Genomic DNA, 14,367 nt, shown 5'->3' on the forward strand with positions numbered 1-14,367 from the left:
GCATTTCGGCGATTTTTTCGCTGGGGGCGGGCGAATTTGTCGTGGCGGGCCTGCTTGGGCGGTGTGACGCGTGGTTCGACGCACATTGTCGTGCATGTGCACAACCCCGCTGGTTCGTCTGATCCGCGTCCGTGGCAAGGACACAGTATTTCTCTCGATTACCTCGGGACTTATCCCCCAATCCCGAGCGACCGATGCATCGAGCGCCCCCGCCAACGTCACAAACAAAAACGGCGTGTTTCACGTGAAACACGCCGCCCGTTTCCCCCACCGCATCAGCGATCAAGCCGTCTTCTTCGTCAACCCGAGATACGTCTCGATCACCCGCGGATTCTGCGCAAGCTCGGCAGCCGCCCCTTCCAACGCGAACTCGCCCGTCTCCAGCACATAGCCGTAGTCGGAGATCTGCAACGCCGCCCGTGCGTTCTGCTCGATCAGTAGCGTGGCCACGCCGGTGCCGCGCAACGCGCTGATGATATGAAAGATCTCCTTCACGATCAGCGGCGCCAGCCCGAGGCTCGGTTCGTCGAGCATCAGCAGGTCGGGCTTGCCCATCAGCGCACGGCCGACCGCCAGCATCTGCCGCTCGCCGCCGGACAGCGTGCCGGCCGCCTGCCTGCGGCGCTCCTTCAGCCGCGGGAATAGCGCGAACACGTGGTCGAGCTGATCGAGGAAGTTCGCTTCCCCAGCCTGTTTGCGCCGGTACGCGCCGAGCACGAGGTTGTCCTCGACCGTCATCGTGCTGAACAGCTCGCGCTTTTCCGGTACGAGGCACATCCCGCGCGCGACGCGCTGCTCGACCGGCAAGGCGCCAACATCGTTGCCGCGATATACGACCGCTCCCGACGCGTGCCCCGTTACCGGCAGTGCCCCCATGATCGCGTTCAGCAGCGTCGATTTACCGGCACCGTTCGGGCCGATCACGCTGACGATCTGCCCCGCCCCGACCTTGATCGCCGCACCGTGCAGCGCTTCCACCTTCCCGTACCGCACCGCCAGCCCGCGCACCTCGAGAATCGGCATCGTCGTGTCCGTCATCACTCCACCCCGCCCAGATACGCTTCTAGCACGGCCGGGTCCTGCTGCACATCCTGCGGCAGCCCTTCCGCGATCCGCGTGCCGAACTCCATCACCACCAGCCGGTCGGTGAGGTTCATCACGAAATCCATGTCATGTTCCACGAGCAACACGCTCATGCCTTCTGCCTTCAGCCGCCGCAGCAGGTCGGCGAGTTGCTGCTTCTCCTGGTAACGCAGGCCCGCGGCCGGCTCGTCGAGCAGCAGCAGCGTCGGATCGCAGCACAGCGCCCGCGCGATTTCGAGAATCCGCTGCTGGCCGAGCGCGAGGCTGCCCGCTTCGTCGTACATGTGCTTCTCGAGCCCGACGCGGCGGATCTGGCGCGCGGCTTCGGCCAGCAACTGCGCTTCCTCATGCGCATTGAGCCGAGCAATGCTGCGCCACACGCCCGTATGACCCCGCAGATGGGCACCGATCGCGACGTTCTCGAGCACCGTCATCGCCGGCAGCAGCTTCACATGCTGGAACGTGCGACCGATGCCGCGGCGAACGATCTGACGCGACGTCAGCCCGTCGATACGCTCGCCGCGGAACGTGATCGCGCCGCCGGTCGGCTTCAGCACGCCGGTCACGAGGTTGAACGTGGTCGACTTGCCCGCGCCGTTCGGGCCGATCAGCCCGATGATCTGCCCCGCTTTCACGTCGAAACTGACGTCGTTGACGGCCACGAGCCCGCCGAACTGCTTGCGTGCGTTGTCGACCACGAGCAGCGGCTCGCCGGCCACCGGCTTGGCGCGCTGCGGCAGCGGGTCGGCCTGCGCCGGCACGTGCGCGCGCGGCCCGCGTGGGAACAGTCTCGCGACGAACGGCCATACGCCCTGGCGCGCGTACTGCAGCAGCAGCACCATCAGCACGCCGAACACGATGATCTCGAAGTTGCCTTCCGAGCCGAGCAGCTTCGGCAGCAGCGTCTGCAGATAATCCTGCAGCACGGTCAGGATCGCCGCGCCGAGCACCGCGCCCCACACGTGCGACACACCGCCGACCACGGCCATGAACAGGAATTCGATCCCGTGGTTCAGGCCGAACGGCGTCGGGTTCACCGCGCGCTGCAGGTGCGCATACAGGAAGCCGGACACGGCCGCGAGCACGGCCGCGTAGACGAAAATCACGACGCGCATCCACGCGGTATTCACGCCCATCGCCTCGGCCATCACGCCGCCGCCGCGCAGCGCGCGGATCGCGCGGCCGGGCCGGCTGTTGAGCAGGTTCTGCACCGACACGATCGCGGCCAGCACCACGGCCCAGATCAGGAAATACAGGCTGCGCCCGCTTTCGACCACGATGCCGAACAGGTTCAGCGCTGGAATCCCGTTGATCCCGTCGTATTTGCCGAGCAGTTCGAGGTTGCCGAACAGGTAGAACAGCGCGAGCCCCCACGCGATCGTGCCGAGCGGCAGGAAGTGCCCGGACAGCCGCATCGTCACGGCACCGAGCACGAGCGCCACGAGCGCCGTCAGCACCACGCCGACGATCAGCGCGAGCCACGGCGACACGCCGTAACGCGTCGTCAGGAACGCGGTCGCATACGCGCCGATGCCGACGAACGCGGCCTGCCCGAAGCTCGTCATCCCGCCGACGCCCGTCAGCAGCACGAGCCCGATCGCGACGATCGCATACAGGCCGATGTAGTTCAGCAGCGTGATCCAGTACTCGGGCACCTGCAGCGCGCCGGGCAGCACCGGCAGCGCGAACAGCACCACGAGAAACAGCCAGAAGGCCTTGTTGCGTACCATCGTCTTCATCGCGTCACTCCTCTTCCTCTTCCGCATGCGGCGTCACGAAGCTGCGCCACAGCAGCACCGGAATGATCAGCGTGAACACGATCACCTCCTTGTACGCGCTCGCCCAGAACGACGAATACGATTCGAGCACGCCGACGAGCAGCGAGCCGGCGGCCGCGAGCGGATAGCTGACGAGCCCGCCGATGATCGCGCCGACGAAGCCCTTCAGGCCGATCAGGAAGCCCGAGTCGTAGTAGATCGTCGTCAGTGGGCCGACGAGGATCCCGGACAGCACGCCGAGCCCCGCCGCGAACGTGAATGCGAGCCGCCCGGCTTCGGTGGTGCCGATGCCGACGAGCCGCGCACCGAGCCGGTTCACCGACGTCGCACGCAGCGCCTTGCCGGCGATCGTGCGGCCGAAGTACACGTAGAGCGCGCCGATCAGCACGAGCGCCGTGACGACGACCAGAATGCTCTGCACCGACACCGTCAGGCTGCCGATCGCGAGCGACGCGTCCGAGAACCCGTTGGTGCGCGAGCCTTCCGCGCCGAACATCACGAGGCCGAGGCCGACCATCGCGAAATGGACGGCCACCGACACGATCAGCAGCAGCAGCGTCGTGCCTTCGGCGATCGGCTGGTACACGAGCCGGTAGACGAACGGCCCCATCGGCACGACGATCGCGAGCGTCAGCGCGATCTGCGCGAGCATCGGCATCGGCTGCGCGGCAAAGCTGCGCGTGATCGCGAACACCGCCAGCGGCAGGAGCACGTAGCGGCTGCCGAGCGTCGCGAGCGTGCGGCCGAGCTGATGGCGGCGTTCGCGATGCCGGATCAGGCCGCCGGCCTCGAGCAGGAAGCATGCGATGCCCATCACGAACAGCAGCCAGCAGGTCGCGGGGAATTTCTGCGCCTGCAACGCGGCCAGCGTCAGCGCACCGTAGGCGACGAATTCGCCCTGGGGAATGAAGATCACCCGCGTGACGGAAAATACCAGCACGAGCGCCAGCGACAACAATGCATAAATGGCGCCGGTCGTGATGCCGTCTTGCGCGAGGATCGCCGCAATCGAGAGATCCATACGTTTCGTGTATCGAGAGAATGCTGCGGAGAAACGAAAGGCGGAAACGGCCGGGGCGCGCGCGACACGATCGGCACGTCGCGCGCCACGCGGCGGGCCCCGGGGTGCCAAGCGGCACGGGTGCGAGCCGTCAGGCGCGTCACCCTGCCGACGGCATGCGCGGCGCCGTTCGCGCCATGCATGCCGGTTTCACGTGATGCTTACTCGGCCTGCAGCTTCCACTTGCCGTCGACGATCTGCACCATCACGCGCGCACGCGTGTCGAAGCCGTTGTGGTCGGTCGCCGTCATGTTGATCACGCCGTGCGAGACGGGCAGATCCTTCACGCTTTCGATCGATGCGCGCAGCGCTTCGCGGAACGCCTCGGTGCCCGGCTGGCCCTTCTTCAGCGCTTCCGGAATCGCCCGCTGCAGCAGCAGGCCCGCGTCCCATGCATGGCCGCCGAACGTCGACAGCGAACCCGCGCCGTACGCCTTCTCGTACGCGGCCTTGTAGCCGAGCGCCGGCTTCTTCACCGGATTCGAATCGGGCAGCTGGTCGGTCACGAGCACGGGGCCGGCCGGCAGGATCTCGCCTTCGCAATCCTTGCCGCACACGCGCAGGAAATCGTTGTTCGCGACGCCGTGCGTCTGGTACACCTTGCCCTTGTAGCCGCGCTCCTTCAGCGTCTTGGCCGGCAGCGCCGCCGGCGTGCCGGAGCCGGCGATCAGCACCGCATCCGGGTTCGCGCCCAGCAGCTTCAGCACCTGCCCCATCACCGACGCGTCGGTCCGGTTGTAGCGCTCGTTCGACACGAGCTTCAGCCCGTTCTTCGCGGCTGCCGCGTCGAACGTCTTGTACCAGCTGTCGCCGTACGCATCGGCGAAACCGATGAAGCCGACCGTCTTCACGCCGTGCTTCGCCATGTAGCCGGCGATCGCGTCGGCCATCAGCTGGTCGTTCTGCGGCACCTTGAACATCCACGCGCGCTTCGCGTCCATCGGCGCGATGATCTGCGCGCTCGCCGCGAGCGAGATCGTCGGCGTCTTGCCCTGCGACACGGGGTCGAGCATCGCGAGCGAGTTCGGCGTGACGGACGAACCGATGATCGCGTCGACGTGATCCTCGTCGATCAGCTTGCGCACGTTCTGCACCGCGCGGCTCGTGTCGGACGCGTCGTCGAGCACGATGTACTGCACGCTCTTGCCCGCGATTTCCTTGGGCAGCAGCGCGATCGTGTTCTTTTCCGGAATCCCGAGCGAGGCGGCCGGGCCGGTGGCCGACAGCGTCACGCCGATCTTGACCTGCGCCGACGCCGTGGCCGCCGCACACACGAGGCCCGCGGCAAGCAGGGCCTCCATCCATCGATTCATCTTCATTTACGTTGTCTCCAAACGCTGCTCGAAAAACCACGGTTGCTCGGGCGGCTCCCGGTCCCCAAACAAGTTAATATCTTAATTATCTCGTCCATCCGCGCCCATGCTCGTTTTCCCGCGAAACGCCGCACCCATGCGCCGCATGCCGATCGAAACGGCCGTTCGACCGTCACGATGCGCAGCAGCGGTGTCGTCAGGATGAAGACGGCGAAGAAACGAGAAAGCGTGCGGAAGCTGGTTGCGCGCGCATCGATGGTCGGCACGCGCGGCGAGCGATGCAACATCGGGCAGCCGGCCGCTCATGCGAATGCGAATACGGATGCAGAGACGGATGCGAGTGCAACGACCCACACGGGCGCCGGGACGCGCATACAGGCCGCGGAACGGCTCGGAAATGCCGCGATGCCCCGTCGCGCACCCCGTGATGCACGAACGGCGCCCGCCGCCTCTGCTGCCCCGATCCACCGTGCTGCGCTGCTCATCCAACCGTACTCCCTGTTCTGCATTGTGCTTGTAGGAGAACTGCCGACCGATTTTCCCGACCGCACGGTCGGCGAAAGCCGAGTGTAACGGACGCCTTTCGCGCACGCCAACCGGGTAAGCCCGAAGCGCCTGTGCAGGATTGCGCATCGTCGGCGAACGAATCGCGGGAAAGGAAAAACGAGAGGCGCGAAGCGCGGAAAAGACGCGGTGCGAACGCAAACGCGGGAAGCGGCCGTCACGCCGGCCGATGCACCATCGATGGAATCCGTGCACGCAAATGAAAAAGCGCTGTTGGATTCCGTCCAACAGCGCTTTAGGGTCCGGGCACTTTGTGCCTCGATTGTCTCCTCGTTCTCCACCTGCAAATTCGTTTCGCGGTGCATCAGAACTAGGTTGAATCTTAAAGAGGCTTAAGCACCACGACAACTTAGCATTTACCCCTATGGTGCATCGCCGCACGAAAATGGGGCACCAGCGGGCCGCGCGGTGCAGGCCCCAGCGGCCGCGCCGCCCTTTCCGGGCGGGCCGGATGGTGCTGCGCATCAACGCGCGGCGACGCGCACGGCATGCTCACGACGTCGCCCTGAGCGGCTTGATCCGCGCGACCATCTCGCCGACGATGCCGCGCCGGAACGCGAGCACGCATGCGATGAAGATCAGTCCGGTGACGATCGTCGCCGATTCGCCGAGCGAATGGAACCACGCGACGCCCGTCGTCGACGCGAGCCATTCGCCGATGTCGCCGAGCCGGTCTTCCAGCGCGACGATCAGCGCGGCGCCCAGGAGCGGCCCGAACAGCGTGCCCATCCCGCCGACGAGCGTCATCAGCACGACGAGGCCCGACATCGTCCAGTACGCGTCCGACAGCGTCTCGAAGCCGAGCACCAGCACCTTCAGCGAACCGGCCAGCCCCGCGAGCGCGGCCGACAGGATGAACGCGAGCAGCTTGAAGCGGTCGGTGTCGTAGCCGAGCGAGATAGCACGCGCTTCGTTCTCCTTGATGGCGACGAGCACCTGGCCGAACGGCGAATGGACGACCCGCACGATGAACGCGCATGCGGCCACGACCACCGCCAGCACGACGTAGTACAGCGCGACGTCGTTCGACAGGTCGAGCAGCCCGAACAGGCGGCCGCGCGGCACGCCCTGCAGGCCGTCCTCGCCGTGCGTGAACGGCGCCTGCAGATAGATGAAGTAGACCATCTGCGCGAACGCGAGCGTGATCATCGCGAAGTAGATGCCCTGCCGGCGGATCGCGAACAGCCCGACGACGAGCCCGAGCAGCGTCGCGGCGACGGTGCCGACCAGCACGCCGAGCTCCGGCGTGAAACCGAGCGTCTGCATCGAATAGCCGGTCGCATAGCCGGCTGTCGCGAGAAACATCGCATGGCCGAACGACAGCAGCCCCGTATAGCCGATCAGCAGGTTGAACGCGGCCGCGAACAGCGCGAACGCGAGCACCTTCATCACGAACACCGGATACGCGCCGATGAACGGCGCGGCGAGCAGTGCGGCGAGCAGCACGCCGTAGAGCACTTTTCTCTGCATCATTTTTCCTTGCCGAAGAGGCCCGCCGGGCGGAACAGCAGCACGATCGCCATGATCACGAACACGACGGTGGCCGATGCTTCGGGATAGAACACGCGCGTGAAGCCCTCGATCACGCCGAGCAGCAGGCCCGTGACGATCGAGCCGAGGATCGAGCCCATCCCGCCGATCACGACCACCGCGAACACGGTGATGATCATCGGCTGGCCCATCAGCGGCGACACCTGGATCACCGGCGCGGCCAGCACGCCCGCGAACGCCGCGAGCGCGACGCCGAAGCCGTAGGTGAGCGTGATCATCATCGGCACGTTCACGCCGAACGCCTCGACGAGCTTCGGGTTCTCGGTGCCCGCGCGCAAGTACGCGCCGAGCCGCGTCTTCTCGATCACGAACCACGTCGCGAGGCACACCGCAAGCGACGCGACGACCACCCACGCGCGATAGTTCGGCAGGAACATGAAGCCGAGATTGGTCGCGCCCGACAGCTGCGACGGCACGTCGTACGGCTGACCCGACGATCCGTAGATCGATCGGAACACGCCTTCGACGACCAGCGTGAGCCCGAACGTGAGCAGCAGCCCGTACAGGTGATCGAGCTTGTACAGCCAGCGCAGCATCGAGCGCTCGATCGCGATCCCGAACACGCCGACGATCAGCGGTGCCAGCACGAGCATCGCCCAGTACGGCAGCGCGAGATACGACAGGCCCATCCACGCGAGCATCGCACCCAGCATGAACAGCGCGCCGTGCGCGAAGTTGATCACGTTGAGCAGCCCGAAGATCACCGCGAGCCCGAGGCTCAGGATCGCGTAGAACGAGCCGTTGACGAGCCCGAGCAGCAACTGGCTCAGCATCGCCGGCAACGGAATGCCAAAGATTTCCATCGACTTAGCCGTCAGAATGAGTTTCGTTGCGCACGCAACTTTCATGCAGCGCGCATGCGGGCGGCGCAGCGGGCACGTCGCCGCAGCCGCCACCGTGCGACGCGCCCGTGCGCGCCGCTACGCGATGCCTACTTCCATAACGCGCAGCGCGTCTCCTGCTTGGTGCCGAACGCCTGTTCGCCCGGAATCGTCGCGAGCACCTTGTAGTAGTCCCACGGCTCCTTCGATTCCGACGGCTTCTTCACTTCCATCAGGTACATGTCGTGGATCATGCTGCCGTCCTGGCGGATGTAGCCCTTCGCGTAGAAGTCGCTGATCTTGATCTTCTTCAGCTCGGCCATCACCTTGTCGGAATCGGTCGTGCCGGCGGCCTGCACGGCCTTCAGGTAGGTCGTCACCGACGAATAGTCGGCCGCCTGCAGGCTCGACGGCATCTTCTTCATCTTGCCGAAGTAGCGCTGCGCCCACTGGCGCGACGCCGCGTCGCGGTTCCAGTACCAGCTGTCGGTCAGCACGAGGCCCTGCGTCGTTTCGAGGCCGAGGCTGTGCACGTCGTCGATGAACATCAGCAGCGCGGCGAGCTTCATCGTCTTCATGATGCCGAATTCCTTCGCGGCCTTGATCGAGTTGATCGTGTCGCCGCCCGCGTTCGCGAGGCCGAGGATCTGCGCCTTCGACGATTGCGCCTGCAGCAGGAACGACGAGAAATCCGACGCGGACAGCGGGTGGCGCACCGCGCCGAGCACCTGGCCGCCGTTCGCCTTCACGACGTCCGACGTGTTCTTCTCGAGCGCCTTGCCGAACGCGTAGTCGGCCGTCAGGAAGAACCACGTCTTGCCGCCCTGCTTCACCACCGCCGAGCCGGTGCCTTTCGCGAGCGCCATCGTGTCGTACGCGTAGTGGACCGTGTACGGCGTGCACTGCTCGTTGGTCAGCGTGTCGGCGCCCGCGCCGATGTTGATGTAGACCTTCTTCTTCTCGGCCGCGACCTGGTTCATCGACAGCGCGGTGGCCGAGTTCGTGCCGCCGACCAGCAGGTCGAGCCCGCCGCGGTCCATCCATTCGCGCGCCTTCGACGCGGCGATGTCGGCCTTGTTCTGGTGATCGGCATAGACGACCTCGATCGGCTTGCCGAGCACCTTGCCGCCGAAGTCCGCGACCGCCATGCGGATCGCCTCGAGACCGCCCTGCCCGTCGATATCCGCGTAAAGCCCCGACATGTCGGTGATGAAGCCGATCTTCACGGTATCCGCCGCGTGGGCGGCGCCGGCGGTGAACGCGGCGCTCGCGAGCGCGAGACAGGCCTGTGCGAGGGTCTTCATTTTCATTGACGTCTCCTGTTGTTCTGATGCGTTGTGGTTGTTCGAGGGCCGCCACGGCCAGCGGCAAGGGAAACGGGGGGGGGCGTCATACTCCGAGCAGGTCGTGCAGGGTCGGCATCTTGCTTTCCAGTTCGGCTGCGCGGAAATGCTCGACGATGCTGCCGTGCTCCATCACGTAGAAGCGGTCGGCGAGCGGCGCGGCGAAGCGGAAATTCTGTTCGACCATCACGATCGTGTAGCCGCGCGCCTTCAGCGCGACGATCATTCGCGCGAGCGCCTGCACGATCACCGGCGCGAGGCCTTCGGAAATCTCGTCGAGCAGCAGCAGGTTCGCGCCGGTGCGCAGGATCCGCGCGACCGCGAGCATCTGCTGCTCGCCGCCCGACAGCCGCGTGCCCTGGCTCTGCCGGCGCGACGCGAGGTTCGGGAACATCGCGTAGATCTCGTCGAGCGACATCGCATGCTCGCGCGGCGCGATCAGCGGCGGCAGCATCAGGTTCTCCTCGCACGACAGGCTCGAGAAGATCCCGCGCTCCTCCGGGCAGTAGCCGATGCCGTAATGCGCGATGCGATGCGTCGCGAGGCCGATCGTCTCGTGGCCGGCGACCTTGATCGACCCGCTGCGGCGGCCCGTGAGGCCCATGATCGCGCGCAGCGTCGTCGTGCGGCCCGCGCCGTTGCGACCGAGCAGCGTGACGACCTCGCCGCGATGCACGGTCAGGTCGACGCCATGCAGGATGTGGGATTCCCCGTACCAGGCCTCCAGGCCCGTGATCTCCAGCGCAGGCGTACCGCTCTCGACGCCGCTCAATTCGCGTTCCTCCCGTTCGCTGTGCTTCATGCGTGCGCCCCCGCGAGCGCCGCGTCGGCGCTGCCCATGTAGGCCTCGATGACGAGCGGATTCTTCGACACTTCCGCATACGAGCCTTCGGCCAGCACCTCGCCGCGTTGCAGGACGGTGATCGTGTCGGAGATCCCCGCGATCACGTTCATGTTGTGCTCGACCATCAGGATCGTGCGGCCGCTCGCGACCTTCTTGATCAGCGCGGTCACGCGGTCGACGTCCTCGTGGCCCATGCCCTGCGTGGGCTCGTCGAGCAGCATCAGCTCGGGCTCCATCGCGAGCGTCGTCGCGATCTCGAGCGCGCGCTTGCGGCCGTACGCGAGCTCGACGGTCGGCACGTGCGCGAAATCGGTGAGGCCGACCTGCGTGAGCAGATCCATCGCGCGATCGTCGAGCCGCTTCAGCGTGCGTTCGCTACGCCAGAAATGGAATTCGGTGCCGAGCGCGCGCTGCAGGCCGATGCGCACGTTCTGCAACGCGGTCAGGTGCGGGAACACGGCCGAGATCTGGAACGAGCGGATGATGCCGCGCCGCGCGACCTGCGCGGGCCGCTCGTCGGTGATGTCGATGCCGTTGAAGACGATCTGGCCGGCCGTCGGCGTCAGGAATTTGGTGAGGAGGTTGAAACAGGTGGTCTTGCCCGCGCCGTTCGGCCCGATCAATGCATGGATCGCACCGCGCCGCACACGCAGGTTGACGCCGTTCACGGCGGTGAAGCCCCTGAATTCCTTCGTCAGTCCGCGTGTTTCCAGAATCGTGTCGCCGAGAATCATGTTCCCTTCCGTACGAAGTCAGGCGAAGCACCGGGAAGCCTGGCGCAAGCGGCCGCGAACAGGTCAGCGGATCAGCCGGCTGCCCCCGGGCGCCGTGGTACGCCTCGAGGGTGGTCTCCCGCGCCGACGCGTATGCACATTGCGCAACATTGTCGCGCCGTTGGTGCAGTGCAATCATCGGGATTTGCACTTATAGGGATGGCCACCCTGTCGGATGCGACCGCGCGCGAATTTCACCGTGCTTTTTTGACACGTGCATCATTACCGGTTGAGCTGCTGCAGGACATGGTACGCACGCGCCGAAAAAAGCCGCGCGACGACGCGCGGCTCGCACGGATCTTGCGCACCGGCAGCTTGTTTCGCATCGCGAATCAGCGGGCGTTCGCGCAACCGCCCGCTCGTGCGCATGTCAGCGGGCCTTCATGCCGCCGTCACCGCGGCCTCGGTTCGCACCGACGTCGTTTCGCGCGCCGCACGGCGGTCGGCGCGGATCATGTCGCTCGCGCGCTCGGCGATCATCAGCGTCGGCGAATTGGTGTTGCCCGACGTGATGAACGGCATCACCGACGCATCGACGATCCGCAGCCCGGCGATGCCGCGCACGCGCAGCCGGCTGTCGACCACCGCCCGCTCGTCGTCGGCGCGCCCCATCCGGCACGTGCCGACCGGGTGGAAGATCGTCGTGCCGACGACGCCGGCCGCATCGACCAGTTCGGCCTCGGTCCGGTACTGCGTGCCCGGCAGGATTTCCTCGGGGCGATAGCGCGCGAGCGCCGGCGCGGACGCGATGCGGCGCGTGAGGCGCAACGCGTTCGCGGCGACGTGCCGATCGTGATCGGTCGACAGATAGTTCGGCGCGATCGCCGGTGCGCTGCGCGGATCGGCGCTCGTCACGTGCACGCTGCCGCGCGAGCTCGGCCGCAAGTGGCACACCGACGCCGTGAAGGCGTTGAACGCGTGCAGCGGCTCGCCGAAGCGTTCGAGCGACAGCGGCTGCACGTGGTACTGGAGATCGGGGCGCGTGAGCGCGGGATCGTCCGGATCCGATTTCGCGAACGCGCCCAGTTGCGACGGCGCCATCGACATCGGCCCGCGCTGCAGCAGCGCATATTCGGCGCCGATCATCAGCTTGCCCCACCAGCGCGCGGAGAGTGTATTGAGCGTACGCACGCCGTCGACCCGAAACGCCATCCGCAATTGCAGGTGATCCTGCAGGTTTTCGCCGACGCCCGGCAGATCGTGCACGACGTCGATGCCGAGCGCCTGCAGCCGCCGGCCGTCGCCGATACCCGACAGTTCGAGCAGTTGCGGCGAATTCACCGCGCCCGACGTCAGCAGCACTTCCGCGCTCGCCCGCGCGACGTAATCGGTGCCGCCGCCGTGGTATTCGACGCCGACCGCGCGCCGCCCGTCGAAAATCACGCGCTGCGCATGCGCGCCGGTGATCACGGTCAGGTTCGGGCGCGCCATCGCGGGCCGCAGGAACGCCTTCGACGTATTCCAGCGCACGCCGCGCTTCTGGTTCACCTCGAAGTAGCCGACCCCGGCATTGTCGCCGCGGTTGAAATCGTCGGTGGCGGGAATGCCCGTCTGCTGCGCGGCCTGCGCGAACGATTCGAGGATTTCCCAGCGCAGCCGCTGCTTCTCGACGCGCCAGTAGCCGCCCGCGCCGTGTGCGTCGCTCGCGCCCGCATGGTGATCCTCGCTGCGCTTGAAGATCGGCAGCACGCTGTCCCACGACCAGCCGGCGTCGCCGGTTTCCCGAGCCCAGTTGTCGTAGTCCTCGCGCTGGCCGCGCATGTAGATCATCCCGTTGATCGACGAGCAGCCGCCGAGCACGCGGCCGCGCGGATACGACAGCGCACGGCCGTTGAGCGCCGCTTCGGGCTGGGTCTTGTACAGCCAGTCGGTGCGCGGGTTGCCGATGCAATACAGATAGCCGACCGGGATATGAATCCAGTGATAGTCGTCCTTGCCGCCCGCTTCGAGCAGCAGCACGCGGATGTCAGGATCCTCGGTCAGGCGGTTCGCGAGCACGCAGCCCGCGGTGCCCGCGCCGACGATCACGTAGTCGAATTCGCCCTCGAGCGTGCGTGGTGTACTCACGGTGTTGTCTCCTTCGTTCTTGTGTGCCGCGCGTGTGTTCCCGCACGTCATTTTCAGCATAGTGCGTCGGGGCCGACGCGACCGATGAAGCGTACTCCCGCCGCCGTCCGCCGATCCAATGAGTTATGCTGAACTGCGTTATAAGCCGCGCTCATATCACGACGATGGATCTCACCCTGCTCCGCGCGTTCGCGACGGTCGCGCGCGAAGGCAACCTGACGCGCGCCGCCGCACAGCTGCATCTGACACAGCCGGCCGTCAGCCTGCAAATCAAGCATCTGCAGGAAACGCTGGGCGTCGTGCTGTTCACGCGTACGTCGCGCGGGCTCGCGCTCACGCGCGACGGCCAGACGCTGCTGCCGCATGCGGAACGCGCGCTCGCCGCGGCCGCCGACGTGCAGCGCGCCGCTGCCGCGCTGCGTCACGAGGTGCGCGGCCGGCTGCGGATCGGCACGATCCTCGATCCGGCGTTCCTGCGGCTCGGCGGCTTCCTGCGCGCGCTGGTCGAGACCCATCCGCAGATCGAGACCGCGCTGCGGCACGGGATGTCGGGCTGGGTGCTCGAACAGGTGCGCGCGCAGGCGCTCGACGTCGGCTACTACATCGGCCGGCCCGACGAGGACGCGCCGCGCGACAACGCGCTGTTCCACACCGTCACGCTGACGCATTTCCAGTACCGCGTGCTCGCGCCGGCCGGCTGGAAGGAGCGCGTGCAGCGCGCGCACGACTGGCGCGCGCTCGCCGCGCTGCCGTGGATCTGGACGCCGCCCGCGTCCGCGCACCACCGGCTGCTGTCGCGGCTGTTCGCGGCGGCCGGCGCGCAGCCGGTCAAGGTGGCCGAGGTCGACCAGGAGCAGTCGATGCTCGACCTCGTGAAATCGGGGATCGGGTTGACGCTCGCACGCGATTCGACCGCGCTGGCCGAAGCGCACGCGCATGCGCTGACGATCGTCGAACGCGTGACGGTGCCCACCGAACTGACGTTCGTGACGCTCGCCGAGCGGCGCGACGAGCCGGCGATCGCGGCCGCGCTGCGGCTGATCGAAGCGCAGTGGGCGATATGAGCGACGCTCATCGTGCGTGATCGGGCTGGCGGGTGAAAAGATCGCGCGGATAGATCGACCGGCGGTTCAACTTTCGTTCCGGTCCAATTGAAGCGAGTGAAAGACG

12 protein-coding genes are annotated in these 14,367 nt (G+C 66.6%); 1 reads left to right on the forward strand and 11 read right to left on the reverse strand.

Features of this window, described 5'->3' with window-relative positions; all coding sequences use genetic code 11:
* Window positions 1-282: 282 nt before the first annotated feature.
* From QZM15_RS23860 to QZM15_RS23910, 11 genes are all read right to left on the reverse strand, one after another.
* Window positions 283-1,038: an ABC transporter ATP-binding protein gene (locus QZM15_RS23860; RefSeq protein WP_059580489.1), complete on the reverse strand. Its 756-nt coding sequence runs from the start codon at window positions 1,036-1,038 to the stop codon at window positions 283-285.
* Window positions 1,038-2,822: an ATP-binding cassette domain-containing protein gene (locus tag QZM15_RS23865; protein ID WP_124658500.1), complete on the reverse strand. Its 1,785-nt coding sequence runs from the start codon at window positions 2,820-2,822 to the stop codon at window positions 1,038-1,040. The genes QZM15_RS23860 and QZM15_RS23865 overlap by 1 nt, the downstream gene beginning before the upstream one ends.
* 4 nt (window positions 2,823-2,826) lie before the next feature.
* A complete protein-coding gene (locus tag QZM15_RS23870) occupies window positions 2,827-3,882 on the reverse strand; it encodes a branched-chain amino acid ABC transporter permease (RefSeq protein ID WP_060966452.1) in 1,056 nt (351 codons plus the stop codon).
* 200 nt (window positions 3,883-4,082) lie between these two features.
* Window positions 4,083-5,240 carry an ABC transporter substrate-binding protein gene (locus QZM15_RS23875; protein WP_059580480.1) on the reverse strand — a complete coding sequence of 386 codons (1,158 nt, stop codon included), beginning with the start codon at window positions 5,238-5,240 and terminating at the stop codon, window positions 4,083-4,085.
* A 75-nt stretch (window positions 5,241-5,315) separates the two neighbouring features.
* Window positions 5,316-6,026 (reverse strand): hypothetical protein, encoded by a 711-nt coding sequence (locus QZM15_RS23880; protein ID WP_302107374.1) that lies wholly within the window; start codon window positions 6,024-6,026, stop codon window positions 5,316-5,318.
* A gap of 264 nt (window positions 6,027-6,290) precedes the next feature.
* A complete protein-coding gene (locus QZM15_RS23885) occupies window positions 6,291-7,268 on the reverse strand; it encodes a branched-chain amino acid ABC transporter permease (protein ID WP_059580695.1) in 978 nt (325 codons plus the stop codon).
* Complete coding sequence (locus QZM15_RS23890) at window positions 7,268-8,152, reverse strand: branched-chain amino acid ABC transporter permease (RefSeq protein WP_059580692.1); 885 nt, start codon at window positions 8,150-8,152, stop codon at window positions 7,268-7,270. The genes QZM15_RS23885 and QZM15_RS23890 overlap by 1 nt, the downstream gene beginning before the upstream one ends.
* Window positions 8,153-8,280: 128 nt before the next feature.
* Window positions 8,281-9,480, reverse strand: a complete 1,200-nt coding sequence (locus QZM15_RS23895) for an ABC transporter substrate-binding protein (RefSeq protein WP_059580476.1) — start codon at window positions 9,478-9,480, stop codon at window positions 8,281-8,283.
* Between the two features lie 79 nt (window positions 9,481-9,559).
* Window positions 9,560-10,315 (reverse strand): ABC transporter ATP-binding protein, encoded by a 756-nt coding sequence (locus QZM15_RS23900; protein ID WP_302107375.1) that lies wholly within the window; start codon window positions 10,313-10,315, stop codon window positions 9,560-9,562.
* A complete protein-coding gene (locus tag QZM15_RS23905) occupies window positions 10,312-11,091 on the reverse strand; it encodes an ABC transporter ATP-binding protein (RefSeq protein WP_006477266.1) in 780 nt (259 codons plus the stop codon). Before QZM15_RS23905 ends, QZM15_RS23900 begins: the two co-directional genes overlap by 4 nt.
* 420 nt (window positions 11,092-11,511) lie before the next feature.
* Window positions 11,512-13,197, reverse strand: a complete 1,686-nt coding sequence (locus QZM15_RS23910; protein ID WP_302107376.1) for a GMC family oxidoreductase — start codon at window positions 13,195-13,197, stop codon at window positions 11,512-11,514.
* 164 nt (window positions 13,198-13,361) lie between these two features.
* On the opposite strand from QZM15_RS23910, the gene QZM15_RS23915 reads away from it, so the two are divergent.
* On the forward strand, window positions 13,362-14,261 hold the full coding sequence (locus QZM15_RS23915) for a LysR family transcriptional regulator (protein ID WP_059580472.1): 900 nt from the start codon (window positions 13,362-13,364) through the stop codon (window positions 14,259-14,261).
* Window positions 14,262-14,367 lie beyond the last annotated feature (106 nt).

Source organism: Burkholderia sp. AU44665, assembly GCF_030504405.1.
GTDB classification, from domain to species: Bacteria; Pseudomonadota; Gammaproteobacteria; order Burkholderiales; family Burkholderiaceae; genus Burkholderia; species Burkholderia semiarida.

Coding starts and splice junctions, on each gene's coding strand:
- QZM15_RS23885 (WP_059580695.1), bottom strand. CDS start 7,268: ATGCAGAGAAAAGTGCTCTACGGCGTGCTGCTCGCCGCACTGCTCGCC.
- QZM15_RS23905 (WP_006477266.1), bottom strand. CDS start 11,091: ATGATTCTCGGCGACACGATTCTGGAAACACGCGGACTGACGAAGGAA.
- QZM15_RS23890 (WP_059580692.1), bottom strand. CDS start 8,152: ATGGAAATCTTTGGCATTCCGTTGCCGGCGATGCTGAGCCAGTTGCTG.
- QZM15_RS23875 (WP_059580480.1), bottom strand. CDS start 5,240: ATGAAGATGAATCGATGGATGGAGGCCCTGCTTGCCGCGGGCCTCGTG.
- QZM15_RS23895 (WP_059580476.1), bottom strand. CDS start 9,480: ATGAAAATGAAGACCCTCGCACAGGCCTGTCTCGCGCTCGCGAGCGCC.
- QZM15_RS23870 (WP_060966452.1), bottom strand. CDS start 3,882: ATGGATCTCTCGATTGCGGCGATCCTCGCGCAAGACGGCATCACGACC.
- QZM15_RS23900 (WP_302107375.1), bottom strand. CDS start 10,315: ATGAAGCACAGCGAACGGGAGGAACGCGAATTGAGCGGCGTCGAGAGC.
- QZM15_RS23915 (WP_059580472.1), top strand. CDS start 13,362: ATGGATCTCACCCTGCTCCGCGCGTTCGCGACGGTCGCGCGCGAAGGC.
- QZM15_RS23865 (WP_124658500.1), bottom strand. CDS start 2,822: ATGAAGACGATGGTACGCAACAAGGCCTTCTGGCTGTTTCTCGTGGTG.
- QZM15_RS23860 (WP_059580489.1), bottom strand. CDS start 1,038: ATGACGGACACGACGATGCCGATTCTCGAGGTGCGCGGGCTGGCGGTG.